The following is a 22,540-nucleotide window of genomic DNA, read 5'->3' as shown; positions in this document are numbered from 1 at the left end:
GGAACATACTCACCACCGGAAGGGCCACACCTCACATGGGCACCCGTGACGCGATCGACCGCACCCTCGAGAACGAGGACCTCCCCGTCCCCGACAAGCACGATGCTGCCCGCAAGCTCACCGGCCCCGGTCTGAAATACGCGCTGAAGCGTGCCGTGAAGAAGTTCAGCCTGGACGCCGGCACCGACCTCTCGGCGATCCTCACCTACTACATGGTGCTCTCGCTGGCCCCGGCACTGCTGGCGATCTTCTCGATCCTGTCCCTGGTGTTGGCCTCTAATGCAGACACGGTGCGAAGCATGATCGACGACGTCGTCACCGACGCGGTGCCGGTGGACTACCAGCCGCTGGTGCTGAACCTGGTGGAGACCATGATGGATTCCACCGCCGGCGGCATCATCGCCCTGGTCATCGGTATCGCCACCGCGCTGTGGTCGGCCTCCGGGTACGTCAAGGCGTTCTCCCGCAATATGAACACCATCTACGGGGTGGCCGAGGGGCGCGGCTTCGTGGCCCAGACCCTCACCATGCTCGCGGTCACGCTAACCATGCTGGTGGGCGTCGTCGTCGTGTTGGTCTCCCTGGCGCTGAACCGGACTCTGGTGGATTCCCTTTTCGCCCCGCTGGTGGAGCCGCTGGGCCTGCAGCCCACGCTGACTACCCTCACCGAGTCCTTCCTGCCGGTGTGGGAATGGGTGAAGTACCCGGTGGTGCTGCTGATCATCATCGGGCTGATCGCGGTGCTCTACCATTTCACCCCGAACGTGCAGCGGCCGCGGTTCCGTTGGCTGTCCATCGGCGCGATTTTCGCCTTGGTGGGCATCGCCCTGGCCGGGGTGGCCATGATCATCTACCTGACCTACTTCGCCGGCTACTCCGCCTACGGGATGATCGGTACCATCATGGCGCTGCTGTTCGTACTGTGGGTGTTCAACATTGTGCTGCTCATGGGCGCAGAGCTCGACGTCGAGATCGAGCGCGCCCGCGAACTGCAGACCGGACTGCCCGCCGAGGAGGACTTGCAGTTGCCTCCGCGCGGTGTGGCCAAGGTGGAGAAGCTCAAGGAAGGCGACGACGAGATCGTGGCCGAGGGCCGCAACCTGCGCCGCGCCCTGCATGACCCGGAGGACTGAGCTAGCTCATCGCGCCGGAGCATCAGTCCTGCTGCGCCGCCAGGAACTCGAAGACCTCGACCTCGTCCACACCGGGGAACGCCCCGGGCGGCATCGCGGCCAACAAGTGCGCGTTCGCCCGGGCTGCGGGCCAGGCATGGCCACCCCAGTCGGCTTCGAGCTCCTCGGAGGGTTCGCGGCAGCAGCCCCGCTCCGGGCACCGTGATACCGAGCGCGAGGTGGTCTCCTTCCCTCGGAACCACTTCGCCTCATCGAATGGCACCCCGATCGACAACGAGTAGAAACCAGACGAGTGCCCCTCGACCACCGCGGTGCACCAATAGGTGCCCGCGGGGGTATCGGTGTACTGGTTGAAGGCTCGGAAACGGTCGACCACGCCAAACACTTCTCGCGAGGTCCAGTACCGGCAGATCTGCTGCCCTTCGATGGCGCCCGTGTGGTCCGCCGGAAACGTCACGCCGTCGTTCTCATAAGCCTTGTGCACGATCCCGGATTCGTGCACCTTCTGGAAGTGACAGCGAATCCCTAAGTGCACGGTGGCCAGGTTGGTAAACCGGTGGGCGGCGGATTCGTAGGACACCCCGTAGGCGTCGCGCAGGTCCTCGATGGCCAGGTCTCGGCGTTCCTTGGCGGCTTTGAGGAACTTGACCGTCTCTTTCTCGGGCATCATCAGCGCGGCGGCAAAGTAATTGGTATAAACCCGCTGCCGCAGAAATTCCGAATAGCTCTCGGGCTCACCGTGCTTGAGCACATAGGCGCCGATGGCCTGCAGTAGCACCGAGCGTGGCTCGTGATCGGGGCTGCGCGATTGGGAGAGGTAGATGCGCATGTTCTTCAGGTCGGTGACCGACCTGGTGGAGTGCGGAAGATTCGGCACGAACCGCACCGAAAACCCCAGGTGCTCGGCCAGATCAGCAGCAGCGTGGTGACTCAGCGGACCACCGGAATGCCCGACGGCATCCAGCAAGTCCTGGGCTTTGCGCTCGATCTCCGGGTAGTGATTGTTGCAGGCGCGCATCTCTTCGCGTAATTCCACATTGGCCCGGCGCGCTTCCTCCGGGGTGGCAGCTTGTTCTTCCATCTTGCGCCGCAGCTCCCCCTGGAGCCCTGCGATCACCTCGAGAACTTCGGTGGGGGTGCGCGAGGAAATTTTGATGGTGGGCAGCCCGAGCGAGGCATAGTGTGCGGACCGCTGCATCTTCTCCACCGTGATCTCCAGTGCCGCGCGCTTCGATGGCGGCTGGGCGGTAAGCAGCTCATCCACCGTGGTGTTGTAGATTCCGGCCAACCGTGTCAGCAGGGACAATCGCGGCTCACGCTTGCCGTTCTCCACCAGGGAAAGGAACGACGGCGTCGCGTCGACCATCTCGGCCAGCTGGTCCAAGGTCTTGCCTGATTCGTTGCGCAAATGCCGTAGCTGGCGCCCCAAGAGTACGGCGTCGAGGCCCATGTCCTCGCCCGCGCGAGCAACAGATGTGGTGGAGGTCATACCTCTAGAGTAGACAATTTTTCGCGTTCTTTGTACCAGGATGACTAATTCAGCGTCGAAGCTTCGCGAAGAGTTCGATTTCTTGACTGATGTGTCGCACCGAGGAGGTATCAGCCTGCCTGCGGCCGGGTCCAGCATTCGACCGCAGGCAGGCCCTTACTCACTGGACAAAGAAGTCATCATCAATCGGATTCTCCTCGATGAAGCCGTACTTCACCATCAGATCAGCGAGGTCGCCGAGTTGCTCTGTCCGAATCTCACTGTCATATTCGTCGAGGAATAGCGTGACTTCAGCAACTTCCTCCGGAACGTCCATGAATTCCATGACCGCTTCCGTCGGCCCGGTGGGATCATTCACGTATTGATCCACCAAAGCAGCCATCGCATCCTGAAACCGACTGAGGGCTTCAGCGTTGTTCTCAACATAGTCGCCCGCGCTGAACCCGACCACGGTGGGCAGTCCAGGAATGATCTGGTTGGGATGGCCCAGCATCTCGATCCCGTCCGTCGACTCAGCGTTACTCTGGAAAGGTTCAGGCGCCCAAATCGCGTCAACGTTGCCGACCTCCAGCTGCGACTGCATATCGGGGAAGTTGATCTCGACAAAATTCACCGCACTGGGATCACCGCCGTCCGCTTCGACCGACTCCATGATCGTCAGGTCGCCCTGACTGCGGAGCGCATTCGTCGCCACATCCAAGCCTTCCAGATCGGACCACGATTCAATGCCCTCGCCGGAGCGGACCAATACGCCGTTGACGTCGTACCCCTCCTCCAGGGAATTGGCGAATCCAGACACGATCCGCATATCCATTCCCTGGTCGGCCGCCTGCATCACCGACGCAGCATTTCCAATCACCACATCCATTTGGCCGGTCTGCAGTGCGGGCAACATGGCGGCCGCACCCTGTCCGGTTTCGATGGTGACGTTCAGCCCGTGTTCCTCAAAGATGCCCTTCTCGACGCCGTAGGGAATGATGGACGCGTGGGCGATGGGGATGATCCCGAGCGTCAGGTCGATGAGTTCGCTCTCTGCCCCGGCTTCATCGTCAGATTCCCCGGAAGCTGGGCCTCCGCAGGCGGTGAGTGCGAGCAAACCAGCGAATCCCATAGCGAGAAATGGGCGTGTCATACTTTTCATTTCATAACTCCTCACAATGTGGCAAGTAATGTCTACGGTGGCCAGACCCCTGGTGCGGATCCGACAGGATCCGAGCTTTAGGCGGCCGATGCTTGTTGTGCTTTCGTGGCGGTCACGAGTGAAAAACCTGGCTCTACCGCTTGGTCATAGGTCACGAGGATGGCGTGTTCGAGGGCTCTCCGAGCCGCCATGTGCACCGCCGGCTGGTTGACGGATTCGACCGAGGTCAAGATATTGCGCTGAAAGTTCATCACCGAGAACTTTCCTTCGTCGGGCTGGCCGACCGTGATCCGTCGATCGTTCGCTCCGACGATGCCAGCGATCTGAAGCTTGTTTTTGCCTTGAACCGACCAAAACCACGGAACCGCTCTATACGCGTCCGTTCCCCCGAGAATCGTCGAGGCAGCGTGCCGTCCTTGCGCCGTTGCATTCTGCACCGATTCCAATCGTGCCCTCGTGCCGGCATGCACGCTGGGGAAGCGTGCGCAGTCGCCGACGGCCACAATTTTCGGGTCCGAGGTCCGCAACGAGGAATCGACCAGGATTCCGTCGTCAACGTCGAGTCCGGCTTTCGCCCCCAGGGTATCGTTGGCCATCACACCGTTCCCACACACCACGACATCGGCTTCGTATCGGTTCCCCAGCGTCGACAGGGCGACCAGTTGTTGCCCACCCGGAGTGGTGTCAATTCGGGCGATCCGTTCTTCGAATTTGAGATCAATACCGGTCGATCGATGTGCCTCGGCAAACCACTCACTCATCACCGGGCTCGAGGTCCGCTTCATCGCACGGCTGCCCGACTCCAGGATGATGATGTCGCACCCGAGTGCGCGCAGACCAGAAGCGCATTCCAAGCCGATGAACCCAGCACCGACGATGACCACTTTCGCCCCGGGACGTATCGCGCTTTCCAGTCGCTTCGCATCCTCAAGGGTCCTCAACCCGAAGACGCCCGGTAGGTCTGCCCCGGCAATTCCCAACGGTCGTACCCGGGCTCCCGTCGCCATCACCAACTGCGAATAGGGAAGCTGTTGACCATCCGCCAACCGCACGGTCTGGCGCCGACGATCGATGCCGGTCGCAGCCGTTCCGCGCACGAGGTTGATGTCGTTGTCGCAAAAGAACATTTCAGGACGCAACGGCAATGGTTTGATCGCGCCCGCCGTATTCATGAGCTCTTTCGAGAGAGGCGGTCGCTGGTAGGGCCACGGGGCTTCGTCCGTCACCATCGTGATTTCTTCGCCGTAACCGCCCGCTCGAAGTGAGTCAGCGACCTGCACGCCCGCTTGGCCGCCACCGATAATCACCGTCGTCATCGCTTAGACCTGCACTTCCGGAACATCAACTTCCAAGCGCTCGTCTTCTGAATCTAGGGCGATCTGGCACCCGAGTCGACTTCGCACCGGGTCTCGCTTGGCAGCCGTCACGTCCAGCATCTCTTCTTCGTCGTCCGAGACGGGGGGAAGACGATCGAGGAATTCTTCTCGAACGTACACGTGGCATGTGGCGCACATGGCTTGGCCGCCACATTCCCCGATAATTCCGGGCACATTGTTCGACAACGCCGTCTGCATGACTCGGCCACCCACGGGCGTCTCGACCTCTCGGGTTGATCCGTCGTTCAGGTGATACGTGATGACGGGCATCGTGCCTCCTCTAACACTCGTGCATTTCTCGTGGCGGGACGACCTGACGTCGTGTACCACCGTGCATTCGAGTATGAAATGGATCACACAGGGGTGCCGGATAGTTTCGAATCATTCGAAGACACTTATTGGGCTCGGCAAGAGCACCTGTCGAGTTAGCGTCGGGGGAGGCTACGCGTCATCGCGCGTCAAGGTGTCAGCCAGCCCTTGGCCGGCTTCGCGGGCAGCACGCCGCAACGTGGCCACGACATGTTCGACATCCGTGCCCTGAGACGGGACGACCGCGGCGAGTGCCGCCACGGCCGAATTCCACGGCGACATGATGGGCACCGCAATGGAGGTGGCGTCGGGATGCACGAAGCCTTCGGAAACGACGAATCGATTGTGCTCGACCCGACGCAGCCACTGGCGCATGCTGGCCTCATCCATGGGCATCGAGGGCCACCCGGCACGCGGGGATTCGTCCATCAGCCGCGCTCTGACGTCCGGATCGCCGAGCGCGACGAGCAAAATCCCGCTCGAGGTGCGGTACCAGGGCAGCCGTCCACCAATTTTCGTAAAGTTCACCACCGGATCGTCGGACGAGAGCCGTTCGATATACAGCATCTCGGATTGCGAGAGAATCCCTAGCTGCACGTGATGACCAATCAACGCGTGCGCCCTTTCCATGGGCCGCAGCGCCGCCTGTCGCAGGCCGAACGTTCCCGGTGCTCGAATGGCGATCTCCCACAGCTTGACGCCGAGCATGAAGGTACCGCGCCCGCGCTCAAGCAATCCCTCGTCTGCCAGCTGATGCGCTATGCCATGCACCGAACTCACCGGCATCGATGCCCTTCGAGCAATCTCGGTCAGCGTCAACCCTGAATCGTTCGGGGTAAAAGTCTCCAACACCCTGCGCATCCGATGAATGGCGGAGACGCCCGCTGATTTCCGAGCCACGACCCCTCTTTTCGCATCATTCGAAAACAACTAACAACTTCACTGTGAGTCAGATCATACTCAAGAAACGAACTCGCCCGAGAAGGAGGACCGATGTCTACCGTTCATGAGGATGCTGCCGTTGCAGACCTGCCCGTCGCCGATTGGCTCAACCCTGCGGAAATGGCCCGCGACCCTTTCCCCACGTATCGGAAGTTGAGGTCCGAATCGCCGGTCTTCTGGGCCCCGGCCATCAATAAAGTGATCTTTTCCACCTACGCGGGGTGCGGATACGTCGAAGACCATCCAGAAATTTTCTCGTCCCATGTCGAAGGGGCGGCCATGGTGAAAGCGATGGGTGGTCGCCCGCTGATCCGCAAAGACGACCCGCACCATGCGACTGAGCGCCGCCCCATGAATAGGCCGCTGCGACCCAAGAACATCATGGAAGCCTGGTCCGACATGTTCGCGGAGAACACCAACCACTATCTTGACGTCTTGGACGAGGTCGGGCCGGGCGCCGACCTGAACCACGATTTCGCTGCACCGCTGGCTGCGAAGAACCTGATTTCCATGCTGGGCATGCACCCTGTGGAACCCGACGACATGGCACGCTGGAGCGCTGATTTCATCGCAGGGTCGGGAAATGTCCTCGACGATGCTGACATCTGGCGTCGCTGTGATCAGTCCCGCGATGAGTGCCATGAAGCACTCGATGAGACGATCTCACGACTCCGGCGCCAGCCCGATTCCTCCATCACGTCTGCCATGCTGGAAGGCGGCCTTCCAGAAGAGTCGGTCCGGCTCAATGTCATGCTCACCATCTCCGGCGGAATCAACGAGCCGCAGCATATGATCACCAACTCCGTCCACGAGCTATCCCACCATCCGGAGGTCCTGGCCGAAGCGCTCCACGACGAGTCGGTCTGGAACAAGATCTTCACGGAGTGCGCGCGGAAATACACGCCGATCGGGATGATCACCCGAGAGACGATTGCAGACGGCGAGTTCGACGGTTTCCGCATTCCGTCTGGCCTCCAGGTGGGGGCCATCCTGGCCTCGGCGAATCGGGATGAGAACCAGTTCAGCGACCCGGACCGATTTTCCGTCCATCGGTCCGAAGGAACCCACTTCGCGTTTGGCCGTGGTGTTCATCAATGTGCCGGCAAATGGGCGGCTCAAGAGTCGATCGGTCGCATTGCCGTGCCAGCCCTGTACGATCGCTTCCCGAATCTGACACAAGCACCGGGACGCCCTGAAGAATGGGACGGATGGGTTTTCCGCGGGATTACATCCATGCCCGTCACCTGGTAACGGTTATGTTGATGCCTGCACGCATTCAGCCGTGGCCGCAGGATCCAGGACCGCCGCCGGGTGCGGACCGCGGGCCAAAAGCGCCGATCGCAACTCGTCGGGATCCGCTACCGACATCCCGTCACCGGCGGCCAGGATGAGGTTGCCGGCGGAACGCCGCTCCAGCAGGCCAGCGTCCACCAGTGTCCAGGCGCCAGAAAATCCTGCATCTGTGGCGGCGGATTCGAGCAGCCGGGCCTGCCGCGCAAAGTACGGAAGCCCGGCGTCGTCACCGATATTGACCAGGAGCACACCACTCGGGTTCAGCATTGCGAGCAGCTCCGCGTAGAACGACTCCTCGGAAAGGTGCTCGGCCTCCCCCAGCCCGGTGTAAATATCCAGCACGACGGCATCGAAGCGCCGCCCCTGGTCTGACAGCTCCAGCGACGCGGCGCGCGCATCACCGACGATCACGTCCAGGTCGGTACCCGCGGGCAGCGGCAGCTCGGAGATCACCAGGGAGGTCAGCTCCCGCTCGAGCTCAATCACCGTCTGCGCGGAGCCGGGACGCGTGGCCTGCACATACCGCGGCAGGGTGAGCGCGCCGGCACCGAGATGCAGGACCCCCAGGGGCCGTGTCGCCGTCCAACAAACGTCGATCACGTGGGCGATGCGAGCAAGGTATTCGTAACGGATACGCCGTGGGTGATCGAGGTCCACATGCGACTGGATCATTCCGCCAACCTCCAGCACCCAGCCGTCGTCGTGCTCATCCTGGATGATGCGCGCCTGCTGTCCGGTGGCACTGAGCTGGATACTGCGGCCACTGGGTCGGGACATATCGCGTGACTCGGAAGTCGTCATGCGCCCATTCTTCCATCGTCACGGGCGCACCTCGCGGACGCCTGAGTCAAAAACTGCAGATTTTTTACCCCTGATGCAGCTTTTCGTGATGCCACCCACATTCTCGCCGCAAAGTCGGCGTTCCTTTCGATTGCGTCAGACCGTCCAAATCTTTTCTTCAGATTCCCCTGCCTTCGGGGTTGTGGAGGCACCAGAGTGGTGTGCATAGCAACCGCACAAGCCCCATCGGGGAAGAAATCGAAGGAGCAGATCATGGAACAGCACACTCCCGTTTCGGCCGAACAGATCCAGCACGACTGGGACAACAACTCCCGCTGGGAGAACACCCAGCGCGACTACACCGCCGAGGAAGTCGTCCGTCTGCGTGGTCGTGTTCAGGAAGAGCACACCCTGGCCCGGCGCGGTTCCGAGAAGCTCTGGGAGCAGCTCACCGACGAGAACTCCCGTGGTGACTACACCAACGCTCTCGGCGCTCTGACCGGCAATCAGGCCGTGCAGCAGGTCAAGGCCGGCCTGCGCGCCATCTACCTCTCCGGCTGGCAGGTCGCCGCCGATGCGAACCTCTCCGGTCACACCTACCCCGACCAGTCGCTCTACCCGGCCAACTCGGTGCCGCAGGTCGTTCGCCGCATTAACAACGCACTGATGCGCGCCGACCAGATCGAGTTCTCCGAGGGCATCCAGACCGTGGAGGATTGGCTGGTCCCGATCGTTGCCGACGCCGAGGCCGGCTTCGGTGGCCCCCTGAACGCTTACGAACTGATGAAGTCAATGATCGCTTCCGGCGCCTCCGGCGTGCACTGGGAGGACCAGCTGGCTTCGGAGAAGAAGTGCGGCCACCTGGGCGGCAAGGTGCTGATCCCCACCGGTCAGCACGTGCGCACCCTGAACGCTGCTCGACTGGCAGCCGACGTCGCCGATGTTCCATCCGTGATCATCGCCCGCACTGACGCTGAGGCAGCCACCCTGATCACCTCAGATGTGGATGAGCGCGACGCCGAGTTCATCACCGGCGAGCGCACCGCGGAAGGCTTCTACAAGGTCCGCAACGGCATCGAGCCCTGCATCGCCCGCGCCAAGGCCTACGCTCCGTACTCGGATCTGATCTGGATGGAGACCGGCACCCCGGACCTGGAGCTGGCCCGCCAGTTCGCCGAGGCCGTCAAGGCAGAGCACCCGGACCAGATGCTGGCCTACAACTGCTCGCCGTCGTTCAACTGGAAGAAGAACCTGGACGACGAGACCATCGCCAAGTTCCAGCGCGAACTGGGTGCCATGGGCTACACCTTCCAGTTCATCACCCTCGCCGGCTTCCACGCCCTGAACCACTCCATGTTCGATCTGGCTCGCGGCTACAAGGAGCGCCAGATGGCTGCTTACGTCGAGCTGCAGGAGCGCGAGTTCGCTGATGAGGTCAACGGCTACACCGCTACCAAGCACCAGCGCGAGGTCGGCACCGGTTACTTCGATGCCATCTCCACCACCCTGAACCCGAATGCTTCCACCCTTGCTCTGGTGGGATCGACCGAGTCCGGTCAGTTCCACTAAGCACATGACACCGACGTCATGAATTCCTGATCGGAGAGAACCATGTACCCCATCGACACGTCAGTGACCATCAACAACGTGACCATGCAGGGCCACTATGTGCCCGGTCGCGACGAGGTCCTCACCGCGGAGGCCCTGGAGTTCCTGGCCTTCCTGCACCGCAAGTTCAACGCACGTCGTCTGGAGCTGCTCGCTGCTCGTGAGCAGATGCGCCAGGCCATCAGCGCCGGGCTGACTCCGGACTTCCTTCCGGAGACCCGCAAGATCCGTGAGGATGACTCCTGGCGAGTCGCCTCACTGGCACCGGGGTTGAAGGATCGCCGAGTCGAGATCACCGGCCCGGTGGATCGCAAGATGACGATCAACGCGCTGAACTCCGGAGCACGGTGCTGGCTGGCGGACTTCGAGGATTCCTCGACGCCGTCGTGGGAGAATTCCGTATCCGGGCAGGTCAACCTGCGTGACGCGATCCGTCAGCAGATCGACTTCACCTCGGACGCCGGCAAGGACTACCGTCTGCAGGCCGAGCGGCTCGAGGATATGCCCACCATCATCGTTCGCCCCCGGGGTCTGCACCTCGAGGAAGACCACATCCTGGTCGACGGCGAGCCGATGTCGGGATCACTCATGGATTTCGGGCTCTACCTGTTCCACAACGCCGAAGAGCTGATCCGTCGCGGACGCGGCCCGTACTTCTACCTTCCGAAGCTCGAGCACAACCTCGAGGCTCGCTGGTGGAACTGCGTGTTCGTGGCCGCACAGGATTACCTCGACATTCCGCAGGGCACCATCCGGGCCACCGTGCTGATCGAGACGATCACCGCGGCCTTCCAGATGGAGGAGATCCTCTACCAGCTGCGTAACCACGCAGCCGGGCTAAATGCCGGCCGCTGGGATTACATCTTCTCGCTGATCAAGGTGTTCCGTGAGCGTGGAGCCGACTATGTGCTCCCTGATCGTGCCCAGGTCACCATGACCCAGCCGATGATGCGGGCCTACACCGAGCAGCTGGTGCGCGCGTGCCACCGCCGCGGCGCCTCGGCCATCGGCGGCATGGCCGCTCAGATTCCGAACCGTCGGGATCCGGAAGCCAACGCGGCAGCACTGGAGAAGGTGCGCGCCGACAAGACCCGCGAGGCCCAGGATGGCTTCGACGGTTCGTGGGTGGCTCACCCCGACCTGGTGCCCGTGGCCATGGAGGTGTTTGACAAGGTGCTGGGTGAGAACAACAACCAGATCCGCACCCGCCGTCGCGAGGACGTGATCCCGGATGCGGCAGCGCTGCTCAATGTGGGCGCCACCGAAGGCGAGATCACCGAAGCGGGCATCCGGATGAACATCGACGTCGGCATCCGCTACTTGGATTCCTGGTTGCAGGGTAACGGCGCAGCCGCCATCCATAACCTGATGGAGGACGCCGCGACCGCCGAGATTTCACGGTCGCAGCTGTGGCAGTGGATCCATGCTGGTGCCACCGCCACCACCTCGGAAGGATCCGAGCGGACAGTGACCCGGGAGTGGGTCAGCCAGCTGACCGAGGAGGCGTTCGCTGAGTTGCCGCGCACGGAGTCGGACATGCTCGATGAGGCCAAGGAACTGTTCGTCGAGGCCGCCCTGGCCGAAGAGTTCCCCGAGTTCCTCACCGTTCCGGCCTACCGCCGGTACCTGTCAGCTGCCGCTGACGCCGCCGGAGCACGGGCTGAGATGGTGGCCGCGGCCAGCTAATCACCCGCTTCATCGCCGCACCGCGATGACGACGCCCGCAGCAGATTCTCCACTGCTGCGGGCGTTGTTGCGTCTGATGCAGGTCAAGAATTACTAGCGCTGAACCTTCCGCACCGCCACGGTGGCCCGGTCCACGATCTCCGAGGAGATCACCGTATGCACCGGGCGCAGGGAGGCGATACGACGTTCCGGAAGGTTCATCACCGCGTCCAGTGCCTCCAGCGCCTCCAGGCCTCCGCTGGCGATCGGCACCCGGATGGTGGTCAGTGCCGGAACGCATAGCCGGGACAGAATCGAGTCGTCAATACCGATCACCGACACATCGCCGGGTACTCCCAGCCCCCGATGGCGTAGCTCCGTGACGAGGCCGAAAGCGATCTGGTCGTTGAAAGCCACCGCCGCAGTTGCCCCGGATTCCAGCAACTCATCCACCACGGCAGCACCGGACTCCTGGGCGATAGGCATGGGCCCCCATTCGAGCAGGCTGATGCCCAGTTCCTCGGCGGCCGAACGCATGAAACGGTCACGTTCATCGGCCACGGCTGCTTCTCGTGGTCCACGGAGCCAGGCCACCTGATCGTGGTTCAGATGCTTCAGCCGGGTCAAGGTTTCGGTCATCTGCGGGCGGGTGCGCAGGATCACCGAGCGCACCCCCTCCACGGGAAAACCGACGACGACCGTCGGCACGCGAGCCGCGAAACCACGCAACGCTTCGGGATGTGATCGAGGCGATGCCATAATCAGCCCGTCCACCTGCGGGATCAGGGCTTCAGCTAGTTCGTTCTCCACCACATCCGACTGGTCGGTGTCGGCCACCAGCAGCGAGCGCCCTAGGGCACGGGTGCGGCGTTGCACTTGCTTTACCAGCGGGGTGAAGTAGGGGTTGGCGATATCCGGCAGGATTAGTCCAACGTTGCCGGTGCGGCGCAGCGCCAGCGAACGGGCCAGCGGGTTGGGTTGATATCCGAGTTCTTCTGCCGCCTTCATCACGCGCTGATACGCGGCTTCCGCCACCATGTCAGGGCGAGAGAAGGCCCGCGAGACCGTGGAGGCGGACACGGCGGCACGGGCCGCGACGTCCTTGATGGTGGGCGTGCGCGAAGACGAAGTCATGAGGCTCCTGAGCCAGTAAATCGGGTGGTTCCATCATAGTCGGCGTCAGAAACAGTGCTGCCCGGGTGCAACCCCAGAATTTCTGGTGTCGCACCCGGGCAGCAGATCACCGAATCAGGTCCGGCATTCGAGGTGTCAGCTGGTCATGCCGTCCACGTACTCCTGGTTCTCGGCGACCCACTCCTCAATAATCGGAGAGTAGTCCGAGACATCCTGGTTCTCGTTGAACATCACGTTCTCGAGGGTGTGCAAGGTGTCGGCATCCATTTCGAAGTTCTGGAACCATTCGGCCACCTCAGGGAACTCCTCGGTAAAGCCCTCGCGGCCGTAGGTGCTGATGGTTTCCCCGTCACCGAAGGCACCCTCCGGGTCCTCGAGATCCTTGATCGGGAAGCCCTCGTAAGCCCAGTGCGGACGCCACAGGGTGACGACGATGTTTTCACCGTTCTCCGTTGCCGTGGAGAGCTCCTGCAGCATCGCTGGCGTCGACGAGGTGGTGAAGTCCATACCCTCCAAGCCGTAGGTCGGGATGACCTCGGACTCGGTGATCTGAACCAGACCCGCACCCGGATCAATACCCACAATCTGGTTGCCGAACTCGTCAGCGTGGTCTGCCAGCTCGTCCAAGGAATCGATAGGAGCATCTTCGTTCACCGCCAGGTGCAGAGTGGCTTCCTCGTTCCAGGTACCCAGCTCCTCCAGGTCTGCGCCGAACTCGTCAACGTAGTCCGCGTGGGTGGTGGGTAGCCACACGTCGAGCGTGGCGTCGTAGTCGCCGGTCGACAGGCCGGAGAAGACCGGAGCCGGGTCGGCGTACTCAAGGTTGACGGTGTACCCGTTTTCCTCGAGCACGTACTTCCACAGCTCCGATGCGGCGATGCCTTCTTCCCAGCCGTTGAAGACGGCGATGGTGATTTCTCCACCTTCGCCTGAGGCTTCACCGTTGTCGCCGTTGCCGGCGTCGTCACCACATGCCGTCAGGGTCAGCCCTGCCACGGAGAGCGCGGCGATGGATTTCCAGATGGTCGACTTTTTGGTCATGATGTCTTCCCTTCCCTTGGTTGAGTGAATATTCGGTTGTCTAGCCGGTGCGGGGCACAGGTTAGCGTTGGTTCGCCTTTTTCTTCGGGGAGGTGATCCGGTCGAGGTACATGGCCAGAATCACCACAGAAATGCCTGCTTCGAATCCGAGGCCAGCGTCGATACGGTTCAGTGAAGCCACCACCTGGCCGCCGAGGGCGCCCGCACCGACCATGCCGGCGATGACCACCATGGACAGCGAAAGCATGATGACCTGGTTGATACCGGCCATGATCGTTGGCATAGCCAGTGGCAGTTGGATCTGGCGCAGAATACGTCCACGGCTGGCGCCGAAGGCCTCGCCCGCCTCAACTACTTCACGGTCCACGCCGCGGATACCCAACTCGGTGAAGCGAACGCCCGGAACCATGGCGAAGATGATGGTGGCCACCATGCCGGGGACCACGCCCACGCGGAAAATCACCAGCGCCGGTATGAGGTACACCATCGGTGGCATAGTCTGCATGAAGTCCAGAACCGGACGCAGGATGTTGGAAGCAGTATGAGAACTAGCAGCGAGGATACCGAGCGGGATAGCGAGCAGCGCCGCAATGAGCGTCGCCACTACGACGAGTCCAAGGGTCTGCATGGCGTTGTCCCATTGGTCCACGCCTTGGATGATCACCAGACCGATGACGGTACCGAGCGCGAGCTTCCAGGATTTGATCCACCAGCCCAAACCGGACAGCACGATCACAATGACCCACCACGGCGGTGTGGTCAGCAACCACACCAAAGAGTCGTTGGCGCTGAGCATGCCGGAACGGATCACCGAGAAAACCCCGGAGAACACATCCAGCATCCATGACAGGCCTACTTCCACCCAATCGCCGAAAGGAATGCGGAAGTCGTTCATCGCTGGCCCCCTTCCTCAGCAATGGTCACATCTGACACGGGTGCAGACTCCGGAGGTTCAGGACGGGTTTGCAGGGTTGGCTCGTGCTCAGCTGCGGTGATTGACTCATGCGGGGCCATCGCTTCGAGCAGCTGTGACACCTTGACATAGCCAATACGTACTTTCTTGCCGCCTTGCTCACCCTCGACCGCAACCGGACCGTCTGCTTCAACGGCAATGGGGACGATCTCCTGCAGGGTGGCGCCGGGCAGAACCGAGGCGATACGCGCTGAGGAGTACTCACGCTGTTCTGATTCGGAGAGCTCCTGAGCCGGAATCATCACGGATTCGGCCGTGAGCACGCGCCCACGATCGACATCGGCGGTGAATGAGGCGACATAGTCGTCAGCAGGGTGGGCCAGAATATCTTCGGGAGTGCCGATCTGAGCGATGCGGCCGTCCTTCATCACCGCGATGCGGTCTCCGAGGAACATCGCCTCATTCAGATCGTGGGTGATAAAGATGATGGTGCGTCCCAGTTCCTTCTGCAGGGTGACCAGCTCATGCTGCATCTCGCGCCGAATCAGCGGGTCTAGAGCAGAGAAGGCCTCGTCCATCAACAGGATGTCATTGCCGGACGCCAGCGCGCGGGCTAGGCCCACACGCTGTTGCATGCCGCCGGAGAGTTCACCGGGGTAGTTGTTATCCCAGCCTTCGAGACCAACACGAGCCAAGACGTCACGTGCGGTTTTTTCCCGTTCGGCTTTGCCCTGGCCTTTGATCTCCAGACCATAAGCTGCATTATCGAGGACGGTGCGGTGCGGTAGCAGTGCGAAGTGCTGGAACACCATCGACATGTGCGCGGAACGCAGCTCGCGCAGCTGCTTCTTGGAGAGCTTGCCTAGATCCTTGCCCATGACTTCGACGGTTCCGTCGGTGGCGGGCTGTAATGCGTTCAAGGTTCGAATCAGGGTGGACTTACCCGAACCGGACAACCCCATGACGACGAAGATCTCTCCCGGCATGACCTCGAACGACGCATCGATGACGGCTGCGGTCCCCAGATCCTTAAGGTTCTCTCGTGGTTCTCCGGCTTTGATCCTACGCAAGATTTCTTTGGGACGCTTGCCGAAAATTTTGAAGACGTTGCGCACCCGGACCACCGGTTCAGCGGTGCTCGACGCGGCTCCCTCGGCCTGTGGTTGAGTCATCCTCTGCTCCTCTCTTCGGCTCTACTCGGTACTAGACGTTGACGCACCCACCTCGTTCTGTGCGGCGATGCGACCACAACGAGTCGCTCCACGTGCGATGAGACCAAACGAGAAGTACCTTTCAACACTAGCAAGACATTTCATGTTTTTCAGATCTGATGTGAGAATATCTTTATCTCACTGTTACATAAGGCGAATAAACAACTTTTCACGATGATTTCTAGAAGGAATGCATAATTTAAGTAGCGCCCCTCGCCCTCCATCAACCACACCGTGCTCACATCCCGCAGTTTCTCGCGGATCAAGCAGCCTGCTTGTGTCTGCGAACGAGCTTCTAGAAACCTGGATATTTGCTCAGAGTCGACGATTCTTGACTCGCGACGCATGGCACTCAAACGTTCACTCACAGCGAAATCACAAGCGGGGGCCAACATGCTGCCTGGAATTGTTCTCTGCATTTCTGCCGCCAGATAATCGTTTTCTAGCTGACTTCTCCGTCCTCAGTCCCGCAGGGCGTAAGTGAGCACCGCGTTGCCAGCCGCTGTCGCCGTTGCCCTCATCAGACGCAATCGAGTCAGCGGCACCGATTCATCGAAGAGTCGACGACCTTCAGGGACTACCACTGGGTGCGTGGTCAGAGTCAGTTCGTCGATCAGGCCGGCAAGAAACATCGAGCGCACAGTAGTGATCCCTCCGATTACAGAGATCCCACCTTCTCCCCGTGCCCGCAGTTTGCGCAGATAGTCTTCTGGGTCACCGTCGACGAGCACGCTATTCCAGGGGAGATCTTGGGAAAGCGTCGACGAGACGACATGCTTACGCACCGGATTGATCCACGCACCAAACGGATCCTCAGCCGTGGGCCAGTATTTCGCCCACTCCTGCCAGAGCTGGCGGCCGATCACCACATCGGTGACCGGAGAGATCATCTCCGACATCATCGTCCCTTCGTCGTCACCGAAGGAATCGAACTGCCAGAGATGGGGACTCTCGACTACTCCATTGAGTGAGTGAAAGAGGTGGGCGGTCACAGTGCGGCTCATGGCTACGCCTTTCGACAAGGGCGGTCGAGTGTCGCCCGTCACACCAGTACAGTTGATTCCGCTTCAGAAGGAAAGAGCTGCGCAACATTCCTGCACGTTTCAAGGTGCCCGTCCACTGCGTGACAAATTTTCGCACCGGTGATGACTGAATCAGTGTGTAGATGGCTCGCCGAACAAGGGCAGAGCGAAGGGGATCTTTTTGCCGCTTGGCACGTCAACGCTCGCAAGCGGAAAAGCGTGAGGCCCGGATCCGCACATAGGCGGAATTCCGGGCCTCACAAGGGCGGAGGATAGGGGATTTGAACCCCTGAGGGCGTGAACCCAACACGCGTTCCAGGCGTGCGCCATAGGCCGCTAGGCGAATCCTCCTTGGCGCCCTTGCAGCGCCTCATCAAGGAAACGCATCAAGAGCAGATACCAGCATAGCGGAGATGAAGACCGACACCAAAACTCTGGGCCGGAAGAGACGCACATCTCACCGGCGTCAGCTCACCAGGGCGTTGATCCGCTCAGCGGCCAGCATCTGCTGGGTCACCAGCGCGGAAGCACCCAAGACACCAGCACGCCCGTGCGTGGACGACCCGACGATCCGCAGATGCTGGGTGGCCAGTGGCAGAGAACGCGAGTAGATCTTCTCCCGAATTCCGGCGAGCAACTGATCCCCCGCCAGCGCCATACTTCCGCCGATCACAATGACCGAGGGGTTGAGCAGATTCACACACCCGGCCAGCACGGACCCGATCTGCCGACCGGCATGCCGCACCGCCTGCAGGGCCTTCGGCTCGCCTTCGGCGACCAGGTCCAGCAACTCGGCGTGACCCAACTGGTCGAATCCCTGATCCCGCAGTTTCCGGGCGATTGCCGGCCCGGAGGCGGCCGCTTCCAAACAGCCGACATTACCGCACCGGCAGAGGCTCTCATCGCCGTCGGGAACCGCGATATGCCCGAGGTCGCCTGCGGCACCTTGGGCTCCACGTTGTAATAGTCCGCCGCTGATGAGTCCGGACCCGACACCGGTGGCGACTTTGACGAACATCATGTTCGCCACGTCCGGGTGTACCGCCGCGTGTTCGCCCAGGGCCATGACGTTGACGTCGTTATCGACCAGAATCGGCACGGGGAACCGCTGTCGCAGATAGCCAGGAATGTCGAAGCCGTCCCAGCCGGGCATGATCGGCGGCGATGTCGGTCGACCGGTATCGAACTCCACCGGGCCTGGAACGCCCACACCGACACCCAGCAGCTCTCCGATCTCCCGACCGACCGAGGCGAGCAGTCCTTCTGCGGTCTCTGCGACGGCGTCCAACACGTTTTCTGGGCCGGAGGTGATGTCGAGTTCCTGCTCATGTTGCACCAGGATCCGTCCGTTCAGGTCGGTCACGGCGACCCGGGCATGAGTGACGCCGACGTCGACTGCGAGTACGGAACGGGTTTCGGGATTGAACGCGAAGGTGGCCGGTGGGCGCCCTCCGGTGGACGAGGACGGGCCCGTCGGTGCGATTAAACCAATACCCAGCAGCTCCTCCACCCGGGCGGCAATGGTGGAGCGGGCGAACCCGGTGGCGGCGGCCAGATCGGCACGGGTGCGAGGGCGCCCGTCGCGCAGCAATTGGAACAGTGCACCTGCGCTGCTGGGCGCAACCACCGTGGGAATGACGGAACCTGAAGCCTGCGACAGCTCCCCCGCTTGCTGAACTTCCGCGACCTGAGACATGAAAGCCAGTAAACCATCGCCGCTTCGAACTGTCACGAATCCATAAGTCCGTCGACCGGTTTTCAACTTTTGCTTGACCGCCGTCATAAGTCCCCCTACAGTGTGAGCATGGTCACAGACAGCCACGCCCGTGCTCTGCTGAGCATGACCGGCATCATCAAGCACTTCCCCGGCGCCAAGGCGCTCGATGGGGTCGATCTCGAGGTACGCCCCGGCGAGGTGCACTGCCTGCTGGGCCAAAATGGCGCTGGCAAGTCCACGCTGATCAAGACTCTGGCCGGGATGCATCGGCCCGACGGCGGTGAGGTTCGCTGGCAGGGCGAACTAGTCTCCATCCCCACTCCGACGGCGGCACTGCGTCTCGGCGTCGCCACGATGTACCAGGAACTGGATGTGGTGGACGGGCTCACCGTGGCGGAGAACATTTTCCTCGGCCACGAGCTCGCCTCCGCCGGGGTACTGCACCGCGGGCGCACGATCGCCCAAGCGCGTGAGCTCATGGCGAGGCTGGGGCACCCGGAGATTTCGCCGCACACCACCGTGGGACGCCTACCGGCCGCGGGCAAGCAGGTGGTCTCGATGGCGCGGGCGCTGTCCTACGACGCCCGGCTGATCGTGATGGATGAGCCCTCGGCGGTGCTGGACCCGGAAGAGGTTGAGAACCTGTTCCGCGTGGTACACACACTGCAGGAGCAGGGCGTGGCCGTCGTCTATATTTCGCACCGGCTCGAGGAGATCCGCCGGATCGGGGATCGCATCACGGTGCTCAAGGATGGCCGCACCGTGGCCACCGGATTGAGCGTGGCAGAGACCCCCACGACCGAACTGATTGAGCTGATGACCGGGCACGAGGTGCTCAGCGATTTCGGCGGCGCTCCCACTGGCGCGCTGGGCGAGGAACCGATTCTCGAGGTGGACGGGCTCGCCGTCGACGGTGTTTTCGAGTCGGTGAGCTTCAAGGTACGCCCCGGTGAGGTCGTGGGCCTGGCCGGGCTGGTGGGTGCCGGACGCTCGGAGATTCTGGAGACGGTGTTTGGCGCGCGCAAGGCGAGCAAGGGCGCGGTGAGGGTCCGCGGAAAAGCGCTGCGCCCGGGGTCCATTACTGCCGCGGTGCGCGAAGGCATCGGCCTGGCGCCCGAAGAGCGCAAGAGCCAGGGACTCCTACTCGAGGAGCCCGTGTACCGCAACATCACCCTGTCGACGTTCGCCCGGTTTGCTCGCGGCGGCTGGCTGAGTGAGGCGGCGGAGCGGCGCGCTGCGGCAGAGCAAGCGGCATCGCTGCGACTTTCGCCGCCGAACGTGGACCGGCCTATCCGGACCCTGTCGGGCGGCAACCAGCAGAAAGCCATGCTGGCGCGTTGGCTGGTGCACGGTTGCCGTGTGTTGTTGCTGGACGAGCCCACGCGCGGCGTCGATGTCGGGGCCCGCGCCGAGATTTACACCCTCATACGCCGACTGACCGCCCAGGGCGCAGCGGTGGTGTTGGTGTCCAGCGAGATCGAGGAAGTGCTCGGCCTGGCCGATCAGGTGCTCGTGATTGCCGATGGAACCGTGGTGCACCAGGCACCGGCCGATCAATTGGATGAACACCGGGTGCTGGACCTGGTGATGGAAGGAGCCCGCTCATGAGCACCGCACCCGACGTCGAGCGCGATTTGAGCCCGGCGGGCGCCGAGCACCAACGGCCGCGCCGGTTCCAGTTGAGCCTGGGGCACAGCCTCGGCCTGGTGGTGGCGCTGATCGCGCTGATCGTGATTGGCGCCGTGACCGGCGGCGACCGCTTCCTGAGCACGTCGAACCTGACCACGATTCTCAGCCAGGCTGCCGTCATTGGGGTCATCAGCATCGGCGTCACCTTCGTCATTACCGCAGGCGGCATTGACCTCTCGGTGGGCTCCGTGATGGGGCTGGCCACGGTGTGGGCCACCACCCTGGGAACCCAGGCACTGGCCAATGACGTGCACTGGCTGTTGCTGGTGCTCACCGCGCTGGCCGTCGGCACCGGCGCCGGACTCGTGAACGGCATCATCATCGCCTACGGGAAAGTAGTGCCTTTCATCGCCACCCTGGCCATGTTGGTGGCGGCCCGCGGCTTCGCCGAAGTGATCTCGGGTCGGCAAACCCAGATCGTGGACGTGCCCGGGTTCACCAGCGCGTTCCGGCGCTCCATCCTGGGACTTCCCGTGATCGTCTGGATCTTCATTCTGGTGGCCATCGCCGGCTGGTTCCTGCTAAATCGCACCACCTTCGGACGCCGGACCGTGGCCGTGGGCGGCAACGCCGAGGCAGCGCGCCTGGCCGGCATCAAAGTCGCCCGGCACACCATGTACGTCTTCGCGCTGGCCGGGCTGTGTGCCGGCATCGGCGCGGTGATGATGCTCTCCCGCACCACCGCCGGCGCCTCCACCCACGGCTACCTCTACGAGCTGGACGCCATTGCCGCCGTCGTGATTGGTGGAACTCTGTTGATCGGTGGCCGCGGCACCATCGTGGGCACCGTACTGGGTGTGATCATCTTCGCCGTGCTCTCCAACGTCTTCATTCAGAACAACCTTGACCAGTCCATGCAGTCGCTCGCCAAGGGCGCCATCATCATCGTCGCGGTGCTGCTGCAGCAGCGGTTCTCCCGCGAAGCCAAACGCACCTAACTCATCCACCGCACCACCTTCATCCCCTCTTTACCTTCACCCTCACCCACTGCCACAGGAGGCATCATGTCCCGCGCAACATCCCCCACCCCACGGTGGTGGCTCACCGCAGCCGCCCTCACCTCGGCCACGCTCATGCTCACCGGCTGTCTCTCCAATAACCCGGAAGCCGTGGGCGACGACGACACCAGCACGGCAGACGCCGCACCCGCGGGTGCGAACTCGGAGCCCGGCGAGGACGTCGTGATCGGCTTCTCCGGTCCGGCCGCCGGGCACGGCTGGATGGGTGCGATCACCCAGGCCGCCCAGGAGCAGGGCGACCAGTTCGACGATGTCGAGCTGCGCGTCTCCGAAGGCACCGATGACGTGAACCTGCAGATCAGCCAGGTCGAGCAGTTCATCAACGACGGCGTGGACGCCATCGTGGTGCTGCCCTTCGACGGCGCCGCCCTGACCGAGGTCGCTATCGAGGCCATGGAAGCAGGGATCCCGGTGGTCAACGTGGACCGCGAGTTCTCCTCCGAGTTCGCCGCCCGCACCACCATCCTCGGCGACAACTACGGCATGGGTGTTTCCGCCGGTAACTACATCTGCGAGCGCCTCGGCGATGATCCGGATGCGGTGGTCGCCGAGGTGGCCGGCATTGATTCGCTACCGCTGACCCAGGACCGCAGCCGCGGCTTCTCGGATGCCCTGGCCGAATGTGACCTCGAGGTCTCCCACCGCGTGGACGGCGACTTCACGGTGCAGGGCGGCGAGTCCGCCACCGCGAACCTGCTGCAGGCTGCCCCGGAAATCGACGCGCTGTGGAACCACGACGACGATCAGGGCGTGGGCGTGCTCGCCGCCATTGAGAACGCTAACCGCGATGAGCTGTTCATGGTGGGTGGCGCTGGCTCGGCCAACATGATGCGCGAGATCCAGGATCCGGATTCGGTGGTGGAGGCCACCGTGATCTACCCCTCGACCCAGGCTGCTGACGGTATTCGCCTGGCACGGCTGCTGGCCCAGGGCCGCGGCATGGACGACCTGGTGCAGGTCGAGGTGCCCCGCGAGATTCAGCTCTACGCGCCGGTGGTGACCTCGGACAACGTCGAGGATTACCTGCCGCACGCCTTCGAATCCTGATCAGCTAAGGA

General features: G+C 62.4%; 19 protein-coding genes and 1 tRNA gene. 7 read left to right on the top strand and 13 right to left on the bottom strand.

Annotation, left to right across the window (positions count from 1 at the left end; all coding sequences use genetic code 11):
* Positions 1-35 precede the first annotated feature (35 nt).
* Positions 36-1,133, top strand: coding sequence for a YihY/virulence factor BrkB family protein (locus P8192_RS02965; protein ID WP_278158381.1), 1,098 nt, complete (start codon positions 36-38; stop codon positions 1,131-1,133).
* 22 nt (positions 1,134-1,155) lie between these two features.
* Here P8192_RS02965 and P8192_RS02960 read toward each other — a convergent pair whose 3' ends face one another.
* From P8192_RS02960 to P8192_RS02940, 5 genes are all read right to left on the bottom strand, one after another.
* Entirely contained in the window at positions 1,156-2,622 is a 1,467-nt protein-coding gene (locus P8192_RS02960; protein WP_278158379.1) for an XRE family transcriptional regulator, read from the bottom strand.
* 160 nt (positions 2,623-2,782) lie between these two features.
* The gene (locus P8192_RS02955) at positions 2,783-3,754 is read right to left on the bottom strand and encodes an ABC transporter substrate-binding protein (RefSeq protein ID WP_278158378.1); all 972 of its coding nucleotides are present in this window, start codon (positions 3,752-3,754) and stop codon (positions 2,783-2,785) included.
* An 86-nt stretch (positions 3,755-3,840) separates the two neighbouring features.
* Positions 3,841-5,079 (bottom strand): NAD(P)/FAD-dependent oxidoreductase, encoded by a 1,239-nt coding sequence (locus tag P8192_RS02950; RefSeq protein WP_278158376.1) that lies wholly within the window; start codon positions 5,077-5,079, stop codon positions 3,841-3,843.
* A gap of 3 nt (positions 5,080-5,082) precedes the next feature.
* A complete protein-coding gene (locus P8192_RS02945) occupies positions 5,083-5,409 on the bottom strand; it encodes a 2Fe-2S iron-sulfur cluster-binding protein (RefSeq protein ID WP_278158374.1) in 327 nt (108 codons plus the stop codon).
* Positions 5,410-5,580: 171 nt separating this feature from the next.
* Positions 5,581-6,309, bottom strand: coding sequence for an IclR family transcriptional regulator (locus tag P8192_RS02940; protein WP_278158373.1), 729 nt, complete (start codon positions 6,307-6,309; stop codon positions 5,581-5,583).
* A gap of 132 nt (positions 6,310-6,441) precedes the next feature.
* Between P8192_RS02940 and P8192_RS02935 the strand changes: the two genes are divergently transcribed.
* Positions 6,442-7,641 carry a cytochrome P450 gene (locus P8192_RS02935; protein WP_278158371.1) on the top strand — a complete coding sequence of 400 codons (1,200 nt, stop codon included), beginning with the start codon at positions 6,442-6,444 and terminating at the stop codon, positions 7,639-7,641.
* A 3-nt stretch (positions 7,642-7,644) separates the two neighbouring features.
* On the opposite strand, the gene P8192_RS02930 is transcribed toward P8192_RS02935, so the two are convergent.
* Complete coding sequence (locus P8192_RS02930; protein ID WP_278158369.1) at positions 7,645-8,484, bottom strand: spermidine synthase; 840 nt, start codon at positions 8,482-8,484, stop codon at positions 7,645-7,647.
* 252 nt (positions 8,485-8,736) lie between these two features.
* Between P8192_RS02930 and aceA the strand changes: the two genes are divergently transcribed.
* Both aceA and aceB read left to right on the top strand, forming a co-directional pair.
* Positions 8,737-10,032 (top strand): isocitrate lyase, encoded by a 1,296-nt coding sequence (gene aceA / locus P8192_RS02925; protein WP_270106229.1) that lies wholly within the window; start codon positions 8,737-8,739, stop codon positions 10,030-10,032.
* A gap of 42 nt (positions 10,033-10,074) precedes the next feature.
* Positions 10,075-11,757 (top strand): malate synthase A, encoded by a 1,683-nt coding sequence (aceB, locus tag P8192_RS02920; RefSeq protein WP_278158368.1) that lies wholly within the window; start codon positions 10,075-10,077, stop codon positions 11,755-11,757.
* A 93-nt stretch (positions 11,758-11,850) separates the two neighbouring features.
* Here aceB and P8192_RS02915 read toward each other — a convergent pair whose 3' ends face one another.
* The 7 genes from P8192_RS02915 to P8192_RS02885 all read right to left on the bottom strand — a co-directional run bounded on the left by P8192_RS02915 (position 11,851) and on the right by P8192_RS02885 (position 18,753).
* On the bottom strand, positions 11,851-12,870 hold the full coding sequence (locus tag P8192_RS02915; RefSeq protein ID WP_278158366.1) for a LacI family DNA-binding transcriptional regulator: 1,020 nt from the start codon (positions 12,868-12,870) through the stop codon (positions 11,851-11,853).
* Positions 12,871-13,005: 135 nt separating this feature from the next.
* Positions 13,006-13,911 carry a glycine betaine ABC transporter substrate-binding protein gene (locus tag P8192_RS02910; RefSeq protein WP_278158364.1) on the bottom strand — a complete coding sequence of 302 codons (906 nt, stop codon included), beginning with the start codon at positions 13,909-13,911 and terminating at the stop codon, positions 13,006-13,008.
* Between the two features lie 61 nt (positions 13,912-13,972).
* Entirely contained in the window at positions 13,973-14,806 is an 834-nt protein-coding gene (locus P8192_RS02905) for an ABC transporter permease (RefSeq protein ID WP_278158362.1), read from the bottom strand.
* On the bottom strand, positions 14,803-15,996 hold the full coding sequence (locus P8192_RS02900; protein WP_278158360.1) for a quaternary amine ABC transporter ATP-binding protein: 1,194 nt from the start codon (positions 15,994-15,996) through the stop codon (positions 14,803-14,805). The genes P8192_RS02905 and P8192_RS02900 overlap by 4 nt, the downstream gene beginning before the upstream one ends.
* Before the next feature lie 500 nt (positions 15,997-16,496).
* A complete protein-coding gene (locus P8192_RS02895) occupies positions 16,497-17,039 on the bottom strand; it encodes a dihydrofolate reductase family protein (RefSeq protein ID WP_278158357.1) in 543 nt (180 codons plus the stop codon).
* A 284-nt stretch (positions 17,040-17,323) separates the two neighbouring features.
* Positions 17,324-17,408: transfer RNA gene (locus P8192_RS02890), tRNA-Ser, on the bottom strand.
* 115 nt (positions 17,409-17,523) lie between these two features.
* Positions 17,524-18,753 (bottom strand): ROK family protein, encoded by a 1,230-nt coding sequence (locus P8192_RS02885; protein ID WP_278158355.1) that lies wholly within the window; start codon positions 18,751-18,753, stop codon positions 17,524-17,526.
* Between the two features lie 108 nt (positions 18,754-18,861).
* Between P8192_RS02885 and P8192_RS02880 the strand changes: the two genes are divergently transcribed.
* From P8192_RS02880 to P8192_RS02870, 3 genes are all read left to right on the top strand, one after another.
* Positions 18,862-20,382, top strand: coding sequence for a sugar ABC transporter ATP-binding protein (locus P8192_RS02880; protein WP_278158353.1), 1,521 nt, complete (start codon positions 18,862-18,864; stop codon positions 20,380-20,382).
* Complete coding sequence (locus tag P8192_RS02875; RefSeq protein WP_278158351.1) at positions 20,379-21,401, top strand: ABC transporter permease; 1,023 nt, start codon at positions 20,379-20,381, stop codon at positions 21,399-21,401. Before P8192_RS02880 ends, P8192_RS02875 begins: the two co-directional genes overlap by 4 nt.
* Before the next feature lie 66 nt (positions 21,402-21,467).
* On the top strand, positions 21,468-22,529 hold the full coding sequence (locus tag P8192_RS02870; protein WP_278158349.1) for a substrate-binding domain-containing protein: 1,062 nt from the start codon (positions 21,468-21,470) through the stop codon (positions 22,527-22,529).
* Positions 22,530-22,540 lie beyond the last annotated feature (11 nt).

Source organism: Citricoccus muralis (genome assembly GCF_029637705.1).
Lineage (GTDB): Bacteria > Actinomycetota > Actinomycetes > Actinomycetales > Micrococcaceae > CmP2.
This window is presented reverse-complemented; position numbering and strand designations above follow the sequence as displayed.